15 protein-coding genes, 1 tRNA gene and 2 pseudogenes are annotated in these 18,389 nt (G+C 72.6%); 11 read left to right on the top strand and 7 right to left on the bottom strand.

Annotation, left to right across the window (positions count from 1 at the left end; translation table 11 throughout):
• From I6G21_RS03435 to I6G21_RS03425, 3 genes are read right to left on the bottom strand one after another with little or no spacing between them, the layout of a single operon-like run.
• Positions 1-1,827 (bottom strand): PP2C family protein-serine/threonine phosphatase, encoded by a 1,827-nt coding sequence (locus I6G21_RS03435; protein WP_081101471.1) that lies wholly within the window; start codon positions 1,825-1,827, stop codon positions 1-3.
• A 5-nt stretch (positions 1,828-1,832) separates the two neighbouring features.
• Entirely contained in the window at positions 1,833-2,351 is a 519-nt protein-coding gene (locus tag I6G21_RS03430; protein ID WP_058731030.1) for an FHA domain-containing protein FhaB/FipA, read from the bottom strand.
• Complete coding sequence (locus I6G21_RS03425; protein WP_058731031.1) at positions 2,336-3,355, bottom strand: FhaA domain-containing protein; 1,020 nt, start codon at positions 3,353-3,355, stop codon at positions 2,336-2,338. Before I6G21_RS03425 ends, I6G21_RS03430 begins: the two co-directional genes overlap by 16 nt.
• Before the next feature lie 260 nt (positions 3,356-3,615).
• On the opposite strand from I6G21_RS03425, the gene I6G21_RS03420 reads away from it, so the two are divergent.
• A tRNA-Leu gene (locus I6G21_RS03420) sits at positions 3,616-3,702 on the top strand.
• A gap of 192 nt (positions 3,703-3,894) precedes the next feature.
• On the opposite strand, the gene I6G21_RS03415 is transcribed toward I6G21_RS03420, so the two are convergent.
• From I6G21_RS03415 to I6G21_RS03405, 3 genes are read right to left on the bottom strand one after another with little or no spacing between them, the layout of a single operon-like run.
• Entirely contained in the window at positions 3,895-4,413 is a 519-nt protein-coding gene (locus I6G21_RS03415; RefSeq protein ID WP_058731032.1) for a ferritin, read from the bottom strand.
• 53 nt (positions 4,414-4,466) lie between these two features.
• On the bottom strand, positions 4,467-5,393 hold the full coding sequence (locus I6G21_RS03410) for a DUF808 domain-containing protein (RefSeq protein ID WP_129358007.1): 927 nt from the start codon (positions 5,391-5,393) through the stop codon (positions 4,467-4,469).
• Between the two features lie 11 nt (positions 5,394-5,404).
• A complete protein-coding gene (locus I6G21_RS03405) occupies positions 5,405-6,217 on the bottom strand; it encodes an SDR family NAD(P)-dependent oxidoreductase (protein WP_129358006.1) in 813 nt (270 codons plus the stop codon).
• A 357-nt stretch (positions 6,218-6,574) separates the two neighbouring features.
• Between I6G21_RS03405 and I6G21_RS03400 the strand changes: the two genes are divergently transcribed.
• The 3 genes from I6G21_RS03400 (at position 6,575) to I6G21_RS03390 (ending at position 8,223) form a co-directional block, all read left to right on the top strand.
• Complete coding sequence (locus tag I6G21_RS03400) at positions 6,575-7,180, top strand: NAD(P)-dependent oxidoreductase (protein WP_129358005.1); 606 nt, start codon at positions 6,575-6,577, stop codon at positions 7,178-7,180.
• A 48-nt stretch (positions 7,181-7,228) separates the two neighbouring features.
• A complete protein-coding gene (locus I6G21_RS03395; protein ID WP_058731036.1) occupies positions 7,229-7,618 on the top strand; it encodes an RNA-binding S4 domain-containing protein in 390 nt (129 codons plus the stop codon).
• Between the two features lie 128 nt (positions 7,619-7,746).
• On the top strand, positions 7,747-8,223 hold the full coding sequence (locus I6G21_RS03390; RefSeq protein WP_232238507.1) for a DoxX family protein: 477 nt from the start codon (positions 7,747-7,749) through the stop codon (positions 8,221-8,223).
• A gap of 110 nt (positions 8,224-8,333) precedes the next feature.
• Here I6G21_RS03390 and I6G21_RS10885 read toward each other — a convergent pair.
• Positions 8,334-9,400 (bottom strand): annotated as a pseudogene (locus I6G21_RS10885) (lipoate--protein ligase family protein).
• 181 nt (positions 9,401-9,581) lie between these two features.
• On the opposite strand from I6G21_RS10885, the gene I6G21_RS03380 reads away from it, so the two are divergent.
• The 7 genes and pseudogenes from I6G21_RS03380 to I6G21_RS03350 all read left to right on the top strand — a co-directional run bounded on the left by I6G21_RS03380 (position 9,582) and on the right by I6G21_RS03350 (position 18,339).
• Complete coding sequence (locus tag I6G21_RS03380; protein ID WP_129358004.1) at positions 9,582-10,643, top strand: hypothetical protein; 1,062 nt, start codon at positions 9,582-9,584, stop codon at positions 10,641-10,643.
• Positions 10,640-11,641: a TPM domain-containing protein gene (locus tag I6G21_RS03375; protein ID WP_165870003.1), complete on the top strand. Its 1,002-nt coding sequence runs from the start codon at positions 10,640-10,642 to the stop codon at positions 11,639-11,641. Before I6G21_RS03380 ends, I6G21_RS03375 begins: the two co-directional genes overlap by 4 nt.
• Before the next feature lie 140 nt (positions 11,642-11,781).
• On the top strand, positions 11,782-13,140 hold the full coding sequence (locus I6G21_RS03370; RefSeq protein WP_232238594.1) for an MATE family efflux transporter: 1,359 nt from the start codon (positions 11,782-11,784) through the stop codon (positions 13,138-13,140).
• Between the two features lie 248 nt (positions 13,141-13,388).
• On the top strand, positions 13,389-14,282 hold the full coding sequence (gene efeU / locus I6G21_RS03365; RefSeq protein WP_100463396.1) for an iron uptake transporter permease EfeU: 894 nt from the start codon (positions 13,389-13,391) through the stop codon (positions 14,280-14,282).
• Positions 14,279-15,604 carry an iron uptake system protein EfeO gene (efeO, locus tag I6G21_RS03360; protein WP_100463394.1) on the top strand — a complete coding sequence of 442 codons (1,326 nt, stop codon included), beginning with the start codon at positions 14,279-14,281 and terminating at the stop codon, positions 15,602-15,604. Before efeU ends, efeO begins: the two co-directional genes overlap by 4 nt.
• A gap of 299 nt (positions 15,605-15,903) precedes the next feature.
• Positions 15,904-17,178 (top strand): annotated as a pseudogene (gene efeB / locus I6G21_RS03355) (iron uptake transporter deferrochelatase/peroxidase subunit); the annotation flags it as partial.
• Positions 17,179-17,265: 87 nt separating this feature from the next.
• Entirely contained in the window at positions 17,266-18,339 is a 1,074-nt protein-coding gene (locus tag I6G21_RS03350; RefSeq protein WP_058731043.1) for a TPM domain-containing protein, read from the top strand.
• Positions 18,340-18,389 lie beyond the last annotated feature (50 nt).

Raw genomic sequence — 18,389 nt, 5'->3', positions numbered from 1 at the left:
TCACGGGCGCTCACCGTCCGTCCGGGAGGGGCTGGCGGAGGAGGAAGGGGACGAGGGCGCGGTGGAGACCGTGCCCTGCGGGGCGGGGGAGGCGGAGGGCTTCGCGGCACCGGAGGCCTCCTGCCGCAGGTCCCCCACGATCTGATCCGCCTCCGCGCGGGAGCTGGCGGCGATGCCCGCGCGCACCCGGGACTGGTCGTAGTCCGGCAGATCCGCGACCAGCACGTCGCTGCGCTGCTCGAGGTCGTCCAGGTGGATCGGACCCAGGGACTGATCCACGCCGCGGTACACCGCGACGTGGCCCTCGGACTCGCCGACGTAGTACTGCTGGCTGACCCAGTGCAGCACGGCCCACGCCGCCCCCACCACCAGCACCAGAGCGAAGGCGGCGATGAACAGGGGCAGCACCCAGCGGCGTCGGCGCCGGGAGGGGGTCTCCTCCACGAGTCCCTCCGGCAGCTCCTCACCCGGGGCGGCCGCGGTGGCCTGGGCCAGGCTGGCCCGACGCTGCACGGTCACCTCCGCGACGGCGGGGATCGCACCGGTGCGGGTGGCCTCCGAGGCCGCTCCCACCAGCACGTGCGGGCGCTCGGCCAGCTCGGTGCGCAGCGCCGAGGCGGAGCTGAGCTCCTGGGTGCCGGCATCCTCCAGGTCCATCCCGGAGCGCTGGGTCATGGCGTTGAGCACGCCGTCGGAGAAGGAGTCGCCCTGCCACGCGCCGTGGCGCAGGGTGTGCCGGACCATCGCTCCGTGCTCGCGGGGCAGGCGACGACGCCACGGGGCCACCCGGCGCAGGGGCCGGGCCTGCTCGGGTCCGCCGGGCTGGGCATCGGCCTGCTGCGCGTCGGTGTCGGGGGTCTCTTCCGCGGTCTCCGGGTCCTCGCGCTCGGCGGGGTCCCCGCTCGGCTGCTCGCCTGAGTGCTCGACCGGCTGCTCGGCCGGCGGACGGGCGGTGTCGGTCGCGGCGTCCTCGGCGGGCGAGTCCGGAGCCCGCCGGTCCGCGTCCACGGGCGGGCTGGAACGCAGGGTGCGGGTGGTCGCGGTGGGCAGCGCCGGGGCATCCTGGGCGGGCAGGCGGCTGGTCGTGGGCTGCGTGGCATCCGGGTCCGGGATGACCTCCACGATCGCCACGGTCACGTTGTCCGGGGCGCCGCCGTCCAGGGTCCGCTCGATCAGGGTGCGGCAGATCCGGTCCAGGTCCTCGCCGCCGGCTAGGGCCGCGCGGATCTCCTCCTCCGGCACGACGCCGGAGAGCCCGTCCGAGCACAGCAGCCACCGGTCCCCCGGGACGGCGTCCACCCGCAGCAGCTCCAGCTCGGGGGAGGCGTCGGTGTCCCCGAGGACCCGCATGACCACGTTCTTGTGAGGGTGGTGCTCGGCCTCCTCCGGGCGGATGCGGCCCTCCTCCACGAGGCGCTGCACGAAGGTGTGGTCCGTGGTGACCTGCTCGAAGTCCTCCCCGCGCAGCCGGTACGCCCGGGAGTCCCCGATGTGGGCGACCTCGATCTGGTCCCCGTCCACCAGCAGCGCGGTGCAGGTGGTGCCCATCCCCGCCAGCAGCGGGTTCAGCTCCACCAGCTGGTTGAGGATGATGTTGGCGGTCTGGATCTCATCGGCCAGGTACGTTCCGGCGGAGCCGTGGTAGCCCGGGTGGTCCAGGGGGGTCAGGTCCAGCACGGTGGCGGCGGAGGCGACGTTGCCGCCGACGTGCCCGCCCATCCCGTCCGCGACTACGACGAGGTAGCGCCCCGTGTAGGCGGAGTCGTCGTTCTTGGACCGCACCCGACCCGTGTCCGAGGCGGCGGCGTAGCGGAAGGCGATGCTCATGGGCCTCAGGCTCTCAGCTCCAGCACGGTGCGCCCCACGGTGAACGGCTCCCCGGGTTCCAGACGGGCGGTGCGGCTCAGGCGCTGATCGCCCACGAAAGTTCCGTTGGTGGAGCCGAGGTCCTCGAGGAACCAGCGGGAGCCCTGCGGGAACAGGCGGGCGTGGTGCCCGGAGCAGTAGTCATCCTGCAGGGTCACGGTGCAGTCCGGGGCCCGTCCCAGCAGCACCGGGCCGTGCCCGAGGGCCGCGACCCGCCCGGCCTCCGGGCCGTCCACGATCACCAGCTGGCCCGGCAGCTGGGGGGCCGGGGGCATCTGCTGGCGGAATCCGGCGGACGCGGAGCTCTCCGCCGGGGGCGCGGCCTCGGCCGAGCGGGCGCGACGGCGACCCGGCAGAGCGGTGAAGCGCACACCCTGCCCGACGCCGAGATCCCGCCGCTGAGCCACGAGGATCACGAAGACGAAGACCCACAGCAGGGCCAGGAACCCGAAGCGCAGCAGGGTGACGGTCAGCTCTGAGGCCATGCGGTGCCACTCCTCGGGGTCAGCAGACGGAAGACGATCGTGGTCCTGCCCATTGTAATGACGGACCCGTCCGTGAGCTCCCGTCGCCCCCGCAGCCGCTCCCCGTCCACGGTCGAGCCGTTGGTGGAGCCGAGGTCCACGGCGAGGTAGACCCCGTCCTGGTGGAGGATCTCCAGGTGGCGCCGGGAGACCCCGGTGTCCTCCACGGTGATGTCCGCCGCGGAGGAGCGGCCCAGGACGACCGACGGGGCCCGCAGGGTGAAGCGCTGCCCGTTGATGTCCAGGACGGGCTGCGGTCGGGGCGCCGCCTCCGGGTGCCGCACCGCACCGGCACCGGAGCGCCCCTCGGCAGCGGCGGCCTGGGCCCGGGCGGCACCCCGCCGAGAGCTGGGCACCCGCGGGGCGATGCGCGAGGAGCCGGTGGGCAGGGAGCCTGCCGCGGCCGCGGCCGCGGCGGCGGGGGCTGCCTCCGCGGGGATGGGCGCCCCGGCGTCGGGGGCCTGCGGGGCGCGACGCCGGTACTGGCCCTGATCCGAGGACGCGGTGCGCGTCCCGTCCTCGCGGGGGCGCGCGGCGGCCGGGCGGGGCCGACGCCGGTCCCGGGAGGCCTCCTGCGGGTGGCGCCCGGAGCGCTCCTGCCCGGAGGTCACCACGAACTCGCCGGGACGCAGCTCGCCGGTGCGGTCCCGGGTGAAGCTCACCCGCACGGCCCCGCGCAGGGTGTAGCCCTGGGCGCGGGCGTGGCGGATCGCGACGTCGCACAGTTCCTCGGCGAGGTCCTGACCCCAGTCCTGGGCGCGGGGGAAGTCGGTCTCGGAGAACTCGATGACGAAGACGTTGGGGGCGATGGTGCGGCCCTCGGCGATCGCGTAGGCCTTGTTGTCCATCTCCGCGCGCAGGCGGCTGGCCAGGTCCACGGGCTCCAGGCGGTGCTTGGAGCCCGCGCTGAAGACTCCCCGCACGGCCTTCTCCAGGCCGCGCTCGATGTTCTCGATGACTCCCATTGAGTCCTCCTCGCTCCGGGCCGCCGTCGGGGGCGCCCTGCGCGGCGCAGGGCTCTCGCGGGCCTCGTCCCAGGATAGAGGAGACCGCGCCGCCCCGTGCCGGGACGGACCTGGGGATCCGCTGGGCGCGGGATGGTGCGGGCCGGGACGGGGGTGGCGCAGCTCATGCTCGCGCGGATTGGACAGCGCCGCCGGGAGCTGGGTACGATCAACAGCGTTGCTTTTCGCGACGACCCTCCAGGGTCGCTGCGAAGGTCCACGCGCGAGTGGCGGAATAGGCAGACGCGCACGGTTCAGGTCCGTGTTCCTTAATCGGAGTGGGGGTTCAACTCCCCCCTCGCGCACCAGTCGGAACCGGCTGATCGCTTCGGCGGTCAGTCGGTTCTTCGCGTCTGGAGACCCTTCTCGCGGTCCGGATGCGGCCTATGTGCTGAGATGCGGGGTTCCTGCTGAGGTGCGTCCCGGCGTGCGGTATCTCAGCAGAAACCCCGCATCTCAACGGGTGGGGTGAGGTGGGGTGATCTCCTCGCGAGGCCGGATCAGTCGTCGGCCTCGGTGCCCTCCTCGGGGCGCTGGGACAGCTCGGCGTCCAGGCGCAGGATGCCGGAGCCGTCATCGCCGACCAGCTTCACGCGGCCGATGATCTCGGAGACCGTGGCCTCCTCCTCGATCTGCTCGTCCACGAACCAGTTCAGCAGCGGACGGGAGTCGTAGTCGCCCTCGGCGTCGGCTTCGCGGTACAGCTCGCGGATGGACTCGGAGACCTTCTGCTCGTGGGCCAGGGCGGCCTCGAAGATCTCCAGCACGGACAGCCCGCGCTTCACGCCCGGGGCGGGGATGTCCCCGATGGCGGCGTGGTTGTCCCGGTCCGCCAGGTGGTCGATGAACTTGTTGGCGTGGACGATCTCCTCGTCCGCCTGGTGGCGCAGCCACGCGGCGATGCCGGGGAGGTCCTGCTCCTCGGCCTCGATGGCCAGCTGACGGTAGGTCAGGGAGGCCTCGAACTCCATGGTCACCTGGGCCTGGAACTTCTTCTCAAGATCTGCAGACATCTTCATGGTCCCGACGATATCGGCGAAACCGCTCCGTGTCAGCAGTGCCCAGCCTTGCCTCAGCCGCGGGTGCGGCGCACCAGAGCGACGGCGCCCACCACCACCGTGCCGGCGAGGAACCCGGCGACCATCGCGCACAGCGTCTCCACGAGCCACGTCAGCGCCCCGGCCGCAGCCCCCGCGCCGTGCACCAGGTGCTCCGCGGCGTGCACCAGCGCCATCGGCGCGTGCCAGCCCAGCTCATCCGCGCCCGTGAGCAGCAGGTGCCCGCCGACCCACAGCATCGCGAAGACCCCCACCACGGAGATCACCGTCATGACCGCGGGCATCGCCCGCACCAGACCGGCCCCCACGCGCCGGGAGGCCGGCCCGCCGCGGCGCGACAGGGCCAGCCCGACGTCGTCGGCCTTGACCAGCAGCCCCACGACCCCGTACACGAGCACCGTGATCACCACGGCCACGATCACCAGGATCACCGCGCGGGACCAGAACCCCTCCGAAGCCACCTCGTTCAGGGAGATCACCATGATCTCCGCGCTGAGGATGAAGTCCGTGCGCACCGCCCCGGAGACCACCTGCCGCTCCGCATCGGGACCCTGGTGCGCGGCCGGCTCCTCCTGCGGGGCATGCCCGGTCAGCTTCTCCCAGATCTTCTCCGCGCCCTCGAAGCACAGGTAGGCGCCGCCGATCATGAGCAGCGGGGTCAGCGCCCACGGGGCGAACTGGCTCAGCAGCAGCGCCAGCGGCAGGATGAGCAGGATCTTGTTGCGCAGAGAGCCCTTGGTGATCTTCCAGATGATCGGCAGCTCCCGCGCGGGACTGACCCCCTGCACGTAGCGCGGAGCCACCGCGGTGTCGTCCACGACGACGCCGGCCGCTTTCGCGCTGGCCCGTCCGGCCGCCGCCGCGACGTCGTCCGTGCTGGCCGCGGCCATCTTCGCCAGCGCCGCCACGTCATCCAGCAGCGCCGCGAGCCCTCCCGCCATGACCGGGTCCGCTACTTCGCCTCGACGCGCGGGCGGACCCACACCTCGGTCAGCTGGGTGTCCGCGGGGGCGTCCAGGACGTGGCGCACCGACCGGGCCACGGTCTCCGGCTCGATCAGCCGGGCCGGGGCGGCCTTCGGGTAGTCGTCATCCCACTGCACCATCGGGGTGTCCACGGGCCCGGGGGCCACGGTCGCCACCCGCAGCCCGGTCTGCGCGGTCTCCTGCCGCAGCCCGTCGGCCAGGGCCTGGACCGCGTGCTTGGAGGCGGCGTAGGCCACGTTGTACGGGTTCACCGCCCGGGAGGCCCCGGAGCCCAGGAACACCACGGTGCCCGGCAGGGCGTCCGCCTCCACCGGGGCCGCGGCCTCGCGCAGCAGGGGCAGCAGCACCCGGGTCAGCTCCGCCGGGGCCATCACGTTGGTCTCGAGCATGCTCCGCCAGTGGGGGACGTCGGCGTCGGCCACGGTGGCGCGCGGGGCGATCGCCGCGGCGTGCACCAGGGCGTCCGCGCGCGGCAGCCGGGAGAACACCGCGTCGATGCCCTCCAGGTCCGTCAGGTCCGCGACCAGCGGCAGGATCGCCCCGGGGGCGGCCTCCGGGTGCCGGGGGCCCTGCTGGGCGCGGGCGGCCAGCTCCTCGAGGCGCTCGCGGCGGCGCCCGACGGCCACCACGAGCCGGTCCCGGGCGAGGTCCAGGGCGATGCGCGAGCCGATGCCGCCGCTGGCGCCGGTCACGACGACGACGGGCAGGTCGGAGCGCTGGGTCGCGTCCTGGATGGCGTCGAGATCTGCGGAGAGGGTGCTGTGCTGCTCGGTGCTCATGGGGACAGCCTACGGGGCGAGCCGGGGGTGCGTGTCGGGTGCGCGCCGACCCCGGATGCTTCGGCAAGCTCAGTATTGTCAGGTGGTTCCCAGGTCCCTGGGGGTGCGGCCACAGGATCGGCCCCTATCGTCATCAGTACCTCATGAAGGTGCGAGTGATTGATGAGGGGCGGACCGCGAATCCGCTCCCACCGACGGCCCGGCCGCAGCGTCTCCCACGACGCGGCGTCCGGGCTGTCGGCGTCTGCGGGACCCGCTCCTGCGCGCACCCCCCGCGTCCGGGAATAGAGTCCCCGCCCCGCGAGTTGATTGATCCGTAAAGCAATCGGCCGTGAGGGCCGGGACGAGGAGGAAGCCATGAAGATCGCCGTCATCGGAGCCACCGGCATGATCGGATCCCGCACCGTCGCCGAGGCCGTGCGCCGCGGCCACGTCGTGGACGCCTACAGCCGCAGCGGCCGCACCGTCGAGGGCGCGGACGCCTCCGCGGCGCTGGACCTCGCGGACACCGCCGCCGTCATCGACGTGATCGGCCGGCACGACGTCACCCTGATCGCCGCCGTCTCCGGTCGCGGCGGGGAGATGGACCAGAACGTGGCCGACCACCGGGCCCTCATCGAGGCCGCCCCCGTGGGTCGGCTCGTGGTGGTCGGCGGGGCCGGGGCCCTGCAGGCCGATGCCCAGACCCGCCTCAAGGACACCCCGGACTTCCCCGAGCAGTTCAGGACGGAGGCCCAGATCTTCTCCGACGTGCTGGACCTGTACCGCGCATCCGAGGGTCTGCACTGGAGCATGCTCGCCCCCGCGCCGATGATCGCTCCCGGGCAGCGCACCGGCAGCTACCGGACCGAGCTGGACGTGCCGGCCGGGGAGAGCATCTCCGCCGAGGACTTCGCGGTGGCCCTGGTGGACGAGGCGGAGTCCGACGCCCACGCCGGCCGCCGCTTCACCGTCGCCAACTGAGCCGCCGGGGGCCGGGGGCCCGGGTGCGGCGTCGATAGAGTGGTCGCCATGAGCACCACCGACCCCGCCCCGCAGGGTCCCGGCAGCGTCCGGCTGGACGCGTGGCTGTGGTCCGTGCGCCTGTTCAAGACCCGCTCCGCCGCGACCGCCGCCTGCCGGGCCGGGCACGTACGGCTGGACGACCAGCCGGTCAAGGCCTCCCAGCCGGTGCGCGTCGGCGACGTCGTGAAGGTCCGCCAGCCCGGCTGGGAGCGGGTCTTCGAAGTCACCCGGCTGATCGCCAAGCGCGTCGGGGCGCCCGTGGCCCGGGAATGCTACGTGGACCATTCCCCGCCCAGACCCAGCGCGCTCACCGCCCCCGTCCCGCGGCGCGAGCGCGGGGCCGGGCGGCCCACCAAGAAGGAGCGGCGCGAGCTGGATCGGCTGCGCGCCCGCTGAGAGCTTAATCGGCGGGTCCGGGGCCGACGCCGCGCTCCGGTGTGGAGAAGAATCGCAGCCGAGACAGGATCGGCCGCACGACGAGCGCGCGGCGGTCCGTTCAAGAGAAGAGAAGGGAAGGCACGAACATGATGGGCAAGCGTCGTCAGCGTCGTCAGCAGGAGCGCCGGCTGCAGCGGTTCCAGCAGGCCGCCGGAGTGCCGCAGGGGGAGGACCGCGTGGTGCCCGGGCACCCGGGCCGCAGTCTGGCGCGGGTGGCCCTCGGCGGATTCCTGACCTTCGCCGGGGTCGGGCACCTGACGTTCTCCCGCCGGGAGTTCCAGGCGCAGGTGCCCTCCTGGATGCCGCTGGACCCGGATCTGGTGGTGCTGGGCTCCGGGGTCGTGGAGATCGCCCTGGGGCTCGGCCTGATCTCCGGGAAGAGGCCGAAGATGTTCGGGCACCTGGCCACGGGCCTGTTCATCGGGGTGTTCCCCGGCAACGTCGCGCAGTTCGTGGAGCGCAAGGAGGGCTTCGGGCTGGACACGGACCGCAAGCGCGCCGCGCGCCTGCTCTTCCAGCCCGTGCTGGTGGACTGGGCCCTGTCCAGCACCCGCCAGGACTGAGCGGACGAGGCCGAGTGGTCGCTTCCGGTGGGGAAGACGCGCCGAAACCCTGCCAGAACCGACCACTCGACGAGCTGGCCCGGGGGCGGCCAGCTCATACCGGCACCACCTCAGGGGACCCGGTGGGTCCACTCCTCGGTGCCGAACTTCTCCTCCACCAGGCGGCGTCCGGCATCGAGCTCCTCCTCGCTCAGCGCGCCGTCGGTCGCACCCGTGCGGGCGCGGAACACCCGCGTCATCGCCGCGATGATGCCCTCCCGGGACTCCCCGGTCTGCCGGCGCAGCGGGTCCACCCGCTTCTTGGCGCTGCGGATGCCCTTGTCGGAGATCTTCGCCTGCCCGATCCGCAGCACCTCCATCATCTTGTCCGCGTCGATGTCGTAGGACATGGTCACGTGGTGCAGGATCGCGCCCGGCACCCGCTTCTGGGCGGCCCCGCCGATCTTCCCGCCGGTGGAGGTGATGTCGTTGATCGGCTTGTACCAGGCCTGCACCCCCAGCTCCCCGAGGGCCTGCAGCACCCACTGGTCCAGGAACGCGTAGGACTGCTCGTAGCTGAGCCCCGCCACCAGGGAATCCGGGGCGTACAGCGAGTAGGTGACGCAGTTGCCGCCCTCCATGAACATCGCCCCGCCCCCGGAGATCCGGCGCACGACGTCGATCCCGTGCTCGGCCACCCCTTCCGGGTGCAGCTCGTTGGCGTAGGACTGGTAGGAGCCGATCACGGTCGCCTTGTCCTCCCAGTCCCAGAACCTCAGCGTCGGCCCGCGCCGCCCGGCCTGCACCTGCTCCAGCAGGTGCTGATCCAGGGCCCCACGTTCAGCGCCGTCGGCAGGGTCCCCGGGCGCAGGATCTCCCAGGAGAAGTCGGAGAAGTCCTGCGCCTCGGTCACCGCCCGGCGCACCGTGAGGGCGACGTCGGCGGTGGAGAAGCCGTGCAGGTGCAGCTCCTGCCCGAAGGGCGCCAGCGCCGCATCCAGCCGCGCGGTCAGGGCCGCGCCGTCCTCGTGCACGGAGGCGCCGACCAGGGCGGGGGCCAGACTCTCGAAGGCCTCCTCCGGCTCCAGGAAGAAGTCCCCGGAGATGGTCGCGGCCGTGATGCGCTCGGCGTCGGTGGTCACGTCCGCGACGACGAGCTTGCCGCCGGGGACCTTGATCTCAGCATGGTGTCCGCTCATATCCTCCAGCCTAGGACCGCCCGGGTCCCTCCGCCCGACCCGATCCCGCTTCCGGCGGATACGACCAGGACCGCGGAACCCGCCGGACCCGTCCGCGCAGACCGAAGACCGCCGGCTCGCGGGCCGCCAGGCGCGCTCGCGCCCGGTCCGCGCCTCGCCCCGGTGGAGGTCCTCCTGGCACGTGCCCGTGGGGCTGTTCGTCCTGGCGCTGTCCGTGCTCGGCGTCGTCGCCGGCACGCTGGTGGGCCGGATGCCGTGGGAGACGCCCAGCAGCGCCACGGCCCAGTTCCGCTCCGCGCAGACCTACCGGCTGGAGTCCGGGCATACCTACGACATCTACAGCAAGGTGCTGCTGCTGGAGGACGCCTGCACCGTGACCCCGCAGGGCGGAACCGGAGCGGTGCTGCGCCAGGACCTGGACCTGGACAGCGCCGTGGTGCAGGACGAAGTCCTCTGGGTGCCGGTGCTCACCTTCCGGGTGAGCGCGGCCGGGGAGTATCGGCTCTCCTGCGAGGCCGGGCACCCCATGCTGCTGGCCGATCCCCAGCAGATCCCGGATCAGCACCGGCAGAACACCGCGGTGATGGGTGAGAACGACGCGGACGTCGCCGTCCTCCTGGGGGCCTTCCTCGGCCTGCCGCTGAGGGCGGTGCTGTGCGGGGTCGGCTCCGCGCGACGTCGACGCCGCCCCGGGGAGGGCCGGCAGAAGACGGGCCGGAACCTCACCGTGCTGGGCGGGGCCATGATCCTCACCGCGATCGGGCTGGCGATGCTCACCCCCTCGGCGGGGATCCCCGGCGGGCAGAGCTTCTCAGGGTCCCGCGAGATCACCCTGCCCGCGGATGCCGAGATCAGCATCTACCGGGCCGAATGGATGTCCGGACCGTATCCGCAGAAGTGCACCGTGGAGGCGGTGGAGGCGGGCGGGGACGGCCGGGTGCGCCCGCTGCCCCTGGACACCGCCAGCACCGGGTGGGACGGGGAGGCCCTGCTGCGTCCCGTCGCGACGGTGCGCACCGGTGAGGCCGGGACGTACCGGGTCTCCTGCCCGGACGGCAAGAAGGCGACGGCGGCCGGGCCGCACCGGATGTGGACCGCGGACCACGGCATCGCCCCCGGGGTCTTCGGTGAGACGGCGGCCGTGCTGCTCCTGCCCGCCCTGCTCCTGCTGATCCTCGGGCCCATCCTGTGGATCGTGGGGCACCGTCGGATGACCGGGAAGGGGCGGTGGAGATGGGTATGAGACTCAGGGCCCTCATCGCCCTGCTGCTGGCCGCGCTGATCCTGGCCCTGGGCGGCTGCGGCGGGGAGCCCGGTGATCTGCCCCAGCGGCCGCCCGGCGGCAACGTGCTGGACCAGCCGAACGTGCTCTCCGCAGCGGACCTGCGGGAGTTGAACCGGCTCATCGAAGACGGCAACCGCACCACGGACCGGGTGCGGGTCGCCGTCGCCATCGTGGAGAAGTCCAGCGGCGACTGGGAGCAGTGGACTCGGGAGCTGGCCACCCGCTGGGCCGTGGGTGATGCCGGCAGGGACAACGGCGTGCTGATCGCCGTGGACATGGACCGGCGCAAGACGCGCATCGAGGTGGCCGACGGTGCCCGCGAGATCCTCCCGGATCGGGCGGCCGAGGAGCTGCTGGACGACGTCCTGGGACCCGGCCTGAAGGAGGAGCGCTACCGGCAGGCCCTGTCCTCCACGATCCAGCAGATCTACCGCCGGGCCGACGGCTCGCCGATCCCGTACCCCCGCAGCACCGCCGCCTCCGTCGTGGTCGGCGTGATGGCCTTCGGCACCGGCGGGATGCTCGCGGCGATCCTGATCTGGCCGATCGTCGTGCTCACGCGCCGGTACCGCAACCCGGCCCGCCGCACCCCGGACGGCGGCCAGACCGCGATGGCGGAGATGGACCGCTTCGAGCGGGAGCACCCGGGGGTGCGGGTCTCGCGCACCACGCGCCAGGCCTACCTGGGATACCGCACGTACTACATCGACATGCCGAGGCCGGGGGATCAGGATTCCGTCGATCCCACCGTGCGGACCATCTGGGTCGCGACCTTCCCCGCCTGGCTGGCCCTGTACCAGCAGGTGCCCCGGCTCTACAGCGGTTCGGGCCGTCCGGCCTGGGGATCCTCCTGGACCCCCGCGTACGGGTCCTCCGCGGGTTCCTCCTCCGGCGGCGGCTCCTCCTTCGGCGGGGGCGGCGGGTTCTCCGGCGGCGGGGCCAGCGGCAGCTTCTGATCTCTCCCGACGCCGGGCAGTCCGAGCCAGCCCGGGTGTCGCTCGGCTCCTAGACTGATCCGGTGACCTCCCGCCAGTCCCCGCAGCAGCCCGACGCCGCCCCTGCCGCAGACGCCGCCTCGAGCGCCCCGGCCGGGTCTGTGGCCGCGGACCCCCGTTCCCTGAACCGCCAGATCCTCGCCCTGGCGGTGCCGGCCTTCGGCGCGCTGATCGCCGAGCCGCTGTTCGTGCTCGCGGACACCTCCATCGTCGGGCACCTGGGCACCCCGCAGCTGGCGGGCCTGGCCGCGGCCTCCCAGGTGGTCACCACCGTCGTCGGGCTGATGGTTTTTCTCTCCTATTCCACGACCCCCGCGGTGGCCCGGGCCTACGGGCGCGGGGACCTGGCGGGGGCCTACCGCAAGGGCGGGGACGGGCTGTGGACGGCGGCCGGGCTCGGCGTCGTGCTGGCCGTGCTGGGCTGGAGCTTCGCCCGGCCGCTGCTGGCCGCGGTGGGCGCGCACGGGCCCACCCTGGAGCACGCGGTGGCCTACCTGCGCTGGTCCATGCCCGGCCTGCCCGCGATGCTCGTGGTCCTGGCGGCCCTGGGCATCCTGCGGGGCCTGCAGGACACCCGGACCCCACTGTACGTCGCGGCGGTGGGGGCCGCGGCGAACGTCGGGATCAACTGGGTGCTGGTCTACCCGCTGGGGATGGGCATCGCCGGCTCCGCGCTGGGCACCTCCCTGGTGCAGTGGGGCATGGCCGCGGTGTACCTGGTGATGATCGTGGGCGGGGCCCGCCGGCACGGCGTGGCGCTGACGACGACGCCGCGGCGCCTCGGGGCGATCCTGTCCGTGGGGTCCTGGCTGATGCTGCGCACCCTGTGCATGCGGATCGCGATCCTCGCGACGGTGGTGGTCGCGACCCGCCAGGGGGAGACCAATCTCGCCGCGTATCAGCTGACGATGTCCGTGTTCAGCTTCCTGGCCTTCGGTCTGGACGCCCTGGCGATCGCCGCGCAGGCCATGCTCGGCAAGGAGATGGGCGCCCGGGACGTGCGACGGGCCGAGGACCGAGCGCAGGTGAGGCACCTGATGGACCGGCTGATCCGCTGGTCCCTGGGCTTCGGGGTGGTGACCGGGCTGCTGTGCCCGCTGATCGGGTGGGCGCTGGGCCCGGCGTTCACGCAGGACCCGCAGGTGCGGGGGCTGTTCCTGCTGGCGATGCTGGTGGTCGCGGCGGGTCAGCCGCTGGCGGCCTACGTGTTCATCCTCGACGGCGTGCTGATCGGCGCGGAGGATGTCCGGTATCTGGCCGTGGCCTCGCTGATCGCGCTGCTCGGGTACCTGCCCGGGCTGCTGGCGGTGGGGTGGGCCTCCGGTCCGAGCGGCACCGGTGCGGGGCCGGATCCCGCTGGATTCGTGTGGCTCTGGGCGGCATATGCCGGGCTGTTCATGGGTCTGCGCGGGCTGACCCTGGGTCTGCGCGCCCGCCGCGACGTCTGGATCCGCACCTGACCAGCCTCCCTCTTCCCTCCCGCAGAACTGGAGATGCGTGACATTCCTGGGCGTGCAGCACCCCGGAATGTCACGCATCTCCCGTTGTGTGTAACGGTGCGGTGAGCAGGGGCGGCCAAGGGCGAGGTAAGGCTATACTGAGTCCGCCCGCCTGGGCCCCCGACGTCGTGCCGCCGTCCATCGGCGTGCCCCGCGGAGACGCGGCGAGCGAGTTCACATCCGCTCTTCCCCCGAGGATCGTCGCGTCCATGTTCATCGCCAATCTGCTCATCGCCCTGCGCGAGGGCTTCGAGGCCAGCCTCGTCGTCGGCATCCTGGTGGCCTACCTGGTCAAGGCCGGGCGCCGGGACGTGCTGCCCAAGCTGTGGGCGGGCATCGGCCTGGCCGTGCTGCTGCCGCTGGGGGTGGGCGCCCTGCTCACCTGGGGCCCCAAGACCCTGACCTTCCAGGCCCAGGAGATCATCGGCGGCGGGCTGTCCCTGGTGGCCGCGGCCCTGGTCACCACCATGATCTTCTGGATGGGCCGCAACGCCCGCGCCATGAAGCACGAGCTGGAGAGCTCGATGGCGGGTTCCCTCGCCAAGGACGCCAAAGGCTGGGGCGTCGTCTGGATCGCCGTGCTGGCGGTGGGCCGCGAGGGCGTGGAGACCGCCTTGTTCATCTGGGCCACGGTGCGCTCCTCGATCGAGCAGAACGCCTTCCTGACCACCGCCGGGGTGATCACCGGGCTGGTGCTGGCCGTGATCCTGGGCTGGGTGGTCTTCCGTAGCACCCGCCGGATCAACATGCACCGCTTCTTCTCCTGGACCGGGTTGTTCCTGATCTTCGTGGTCGCCGGCATCGTCTCCTACGGGATCGGCGACCTGCAGGAGGCCGGGGTGCTGCCCGGGGTCTTCCACCACGCCTGGGACCTCAGCACCTGGCTGCCGGAGAACTCCTCCCCGCTGTTCTGGCTCTACGTGCTGCTGCAGGCCATGTTCCAGGTGAACCTGCAGCCCACGGTCCTGCAGGTCATCGGCTGGTGGCTGTACCTGGTCCCCGTGCTGTTCTTCTTCCTGCGCCAGGTCCGCGGCAGCGCCCCGCGGCCCGCGGCCCACCCCGTCGAATCCGTCCGTCCCGTCGAATCCCGGAGGAACCCATGAGAATCACCCGCCCCCTGAGCGCCGCCGCCGCCGTGCTGCTGGCCGTCACGATGGCCGGCTGCACCGACAACCCCCAGAACTCCGCCTCCTCGGACTCCAGCGCCGGCGGGGGCTCCGGGGACACCCAGACCGTCAAGGTCACCATCACGGACGACACCTGCCAGGTGGAGCCCGCCGAGGTGAAGTCCGGGAAGGTGAAGTTCGAGATCACCAACCAGGGCACCAAGCCCAATGAGCTGGAGGTCCTGGCGGAGAACAAGCTGCAGATCGAGTCCGAGCAGGAGAACGTCGGCCCCGGCACCACCGCCCAGCTCACCACCGCCCTGGAGCAGGGCACCTACTACACTGCGTGCAAGCCCAACATGGTCGGGGACTTCGTGGGGCTGAGCCAGTTCACGGTGACCCAGGGCGAGAAGGTGGAGATCGGCGACGACACGAAGGCCGCCGAGGACAAGGCCATCGCCAACTACACCAGCTACACCAAGGACCAGGTCGGTCAGCTGCTGACCGCCACCCAGGAGTTCACGCAGGCCTACACCTCCGGGGACACCGAGCGCGCCAAGCAGCTGTACCCGCTGGCCCGCCAGCACTACGAGCGGATCGAGCCCACCGCGGAGTCCTTCGGCATCAAGGAGGCCGGGGACCTGGACACCGCGATGGACGCCCGCGTGCAGGACCTCGCCGCAGACGCGGACAAGAAGGTCACCGACCCCGAGGTGCTCAAGGACTGGACCGGGTGGCACCGGATCGAGGCGGACCTGTTCACCGAGGACGGCTCGCCCTTCACGTTCGCCTCCGCGGCGGACCGGAAGAAGGCCGCCGACCAGCTGGATGAGGACACCCAGAAGCTCTACGACCTCGTCTACGGGAAGGTGGACGGGGCCAGCGGCAAGTTCCAGCTGAAGCTCTCCGACGTCGTCGACGGCGCCTCCTCCCTGATGGAGGAGGTCGCCAAGTCCAAGATCGTGGGGGAGGAGGAGACCTTCTCCCACACGGACATGTACGACTTCAAGGCCAACGTGGAGGGCGCGAAGGTCGCCTACGGCAACGTGCAGGACCTGGTGAAGAAGCAGGACGCGGACCTGGACCGGAAGATCACCGAGAGCTTCGAGAAGGTCGACGGGCTGATCGACGCGCAGAAGGACGGCGAGGTGGATGGGCAGGCCACCTACAAGCCGTATGACCAGATCGCCGCGGTGCAGAAGGATGCCGGGGAGGCCCCCTCGGATAAGGACTACACGAAGGTCCAGCGGGAGTTCTCCGACGCCGTCAACGCCCTGAGCGAGCCGCTGTCCCAGGTCGCCGGCACCGTCCTGCACTAGTAGTCCCCGGCCCGGCCACCGGTGCCCGGCGTCGGCGCTGCCCCTCGGGCGCCCGGCGCCGCGCACCGCACCGTCCCGCACCCCACCGATCGCACCCCGAGGAGGGATCGACCACGAACCGCCGCACCGAGGAACCGCAGGAGCACCGCACCGGTACCCCCGCATCGTCCGCCCCCTGGGCGGATCCCGACGCCGGGGCGGCCGCCGCTTCGTCCGGATCCGCCGGGGATCCCGCCGCCGGGGACCCTGCTGCGGGGGACGACGCCGCGGCGACCGGCGGGCGCACCCGCGGGTTCACCCGGCGTCGGCTGGTGGCCGGGGCGGGGATCGCCGGGGCCCTGGGCATCGCCGGCTTCGGCGGGGGCGCCCTCGGGCACCACCTGGGTCGGGAGCAGGCGGCCCGGGAAGCCCCCACGCAGCTGACCTACCCGTTCCGCGGCCAGCATCAGCAGGGCATCACCACCCCTGCGCAGGACAACATGTACATCGCCGCCTACGATGTCAGCACCACCGACGTCGCGGAGCTGAAGGACCTGCTGGCCCGCTGGACCGTGGCCGCGGAGCAGATGTGCGCCGGGGAGCTGGTGGGCGGGGAGCCGGACGCCAACCCCAACAAGCCGCCCGCGGACACGGGTGAGGCATGGGGGTATCCGCCGGCGGGGCTGAGCATCACCTTCGGCTTCGGTCGCAGCCTGTTCCAGGACGCCGACGGGAAGGACCGCTTCGGGCTGAAGGCCAAGATGCCCGGCGTCCTGGCTGACGGCGTGCCCCGGTTCGCCGACGAGAACCTGCGCGCGGCCTCCAGCGACGGGGACCTCGTCGTCCAGGCCTGCTCCAACGACCCCCAGGTCTGTGTGCACGCGATCCGGAACCTGACCCGGATGGCCTTCGGCACCGCGGTGCTGCGGTGGGGGCAGATCGGCTACGGCCGCACCTCCTCCACCTCCGCGGATCAGGAGACCCCGCGCAACCTCTTCGGCTTCAAGGACGGCACCGCCAACATCAAATCCCAGGACGGCGATGACGTGCTGGAGAAGGAGGTGTGGGTCCAGGACGGCGACGACGCCGCGGCGGGGTGGATGGTCGGCGGCAGCTACCTGGCCGCCCGCAAGATCCACATGTACCTGGAGGTCTGGGACCGGGTGCGCCTGTCCGAGCAGGAGCAGGTCATCGGGCGGGATAAGCGCTACGGCGCCCCGCTGTCCGTGGCCGATCCCAGCGCGGAGCACGAGTTCGACGCCCTGGATCTGTCCGCCCGGAAGGACGGGGAGCTGGCCATCCCGAAGGACGCGCACGTGGCCGTCGTCGCCCCGGAGAACAACGGCGGTCACCGGATGCTGCGCCGGGGGTACAACTACACGGACGGCAACGACTCCCTGGGGCGGCTGGATGCGGGCCTGTTCTTCATCGCCTTCGCCCGGGACCCCCGCGCCGGATTCTTCCCGATCCTGCGGAAGATGACGGAGAAGGATGCGCTGACCGAGTACCTGCAGCACGTGGGCTCCGCCCTGTTCGCGGTGCCCCCGGGGGTGGCCGAGGGGGACACGATGGTCGGGCAGCGCCTGTTCGAGTAGGCCCTCCCCGGGCGGGGCGCCGGTGAGGCCGCGGTGCATAGGATGGGCGCAGACGCTCGCCACCTCGCCACGGAGGAGTCCGCCCCCATGGTCACGCTCATCGCTCGCCCGGCCCGTGCCGCCCGGCTGCCCGTCCGCTGGGCCGCGCTCGCCGCCGTCGTCCTCCTGCTGCTGCTCACCGCGTGCGGCTCCTCCTCCGGGTCCGGCGGGGAGGCGGAGCGCGGGGTGCCCGCGCGCCCGGAGAGCGGGGCCGTGCTGGATGAGGCCGGGATCCTCGACGAGGACGGGATGGCCCAGGTGAATCGGGTCATCGCCGATCGCAACCGGGAATCCGATGCCGCCCGTGTCGCCGTGATCACCGTGAACCGCGCCCCGCAGGACTGGGAGCGCTGGACCCGCGAGGTCGCCGGCACCTGGGGCGTGGGGGACGCCGGGGCGGACAACGGGGTGCTGCTGGCCATCGACATGGGCGAGCGGCGCACCCGGCTGGAGGTCGCCGACGGCGTCCGCCAGCGCCTGGACGACGACGCCGCGGCCGCGATCCTGGACGAGGTGACCGAACCCGCCCTGAAGGACGATGAGTACGTGCGGGGCGTGCGGGAGACCGTGGAGGCCGTGTACGACCAGGCCGAGGGGCGCACCCCGGCAGCCGTGGCCGAGGGCCGGGAGGGGCACCGGCTGGGTGTGATCGTCGCGACCGTCATCCTCAGCCTCGTCGGCCTCGCCCTGCTCGGCCTCCTGGGGTGGATCTGGTGGGAGGTGCGGCGCTGGCGGCGGATCGCGGACCGGGAGATCGACCGGTACCTGGCCGAGCACCCCGGACAGGAGGTCACCCCGGAGGTCCGCCGGGACTACCGGAAGTACCGCTTCCACCACCGGAAGGTGCCGTCCTGGCAGGAGGAGATCGACCGGCGTCGCGAGCAGGCCCGGCGGGAGGGCCGGGAGCCGGAGAGCATCGACGACCCCACCGAGTACACCCACTACACCCCGACCTTCGGATCCTGGCTGCCCCTGTACATGGCGGCCCCGAGCCTGTACTCGGGCTCCGGGACCACTCCGCCGGCCGCCGGTGGGGACGGGTCCACCGGGGCCGCCGGATCCACGACCTCCTTCGGCGGCGGCGCAGGATTCACCGGCGGCGGGGCCTCGGGCCGCTTCTGAGCGGAGTCGGCGTCGGGGCCGGCCGGTATCAGGACGGGGCCGGCGTCGGC

The sequence above is a fragment of the Rothia kristinae genome (assembly GCF_016028855.1).
GTDB classification, from domain to species: domain Bacteria; phylum Actinomycetota; class Actinomycetes; order Actinomycetales; family Micrococcaceae; genus Rothia; species Rothia kristinae.
Note: the sequence above shows the minus strand (reverse complement) of the source record. Positions and strands in the feature narration are given on the sequence as shown.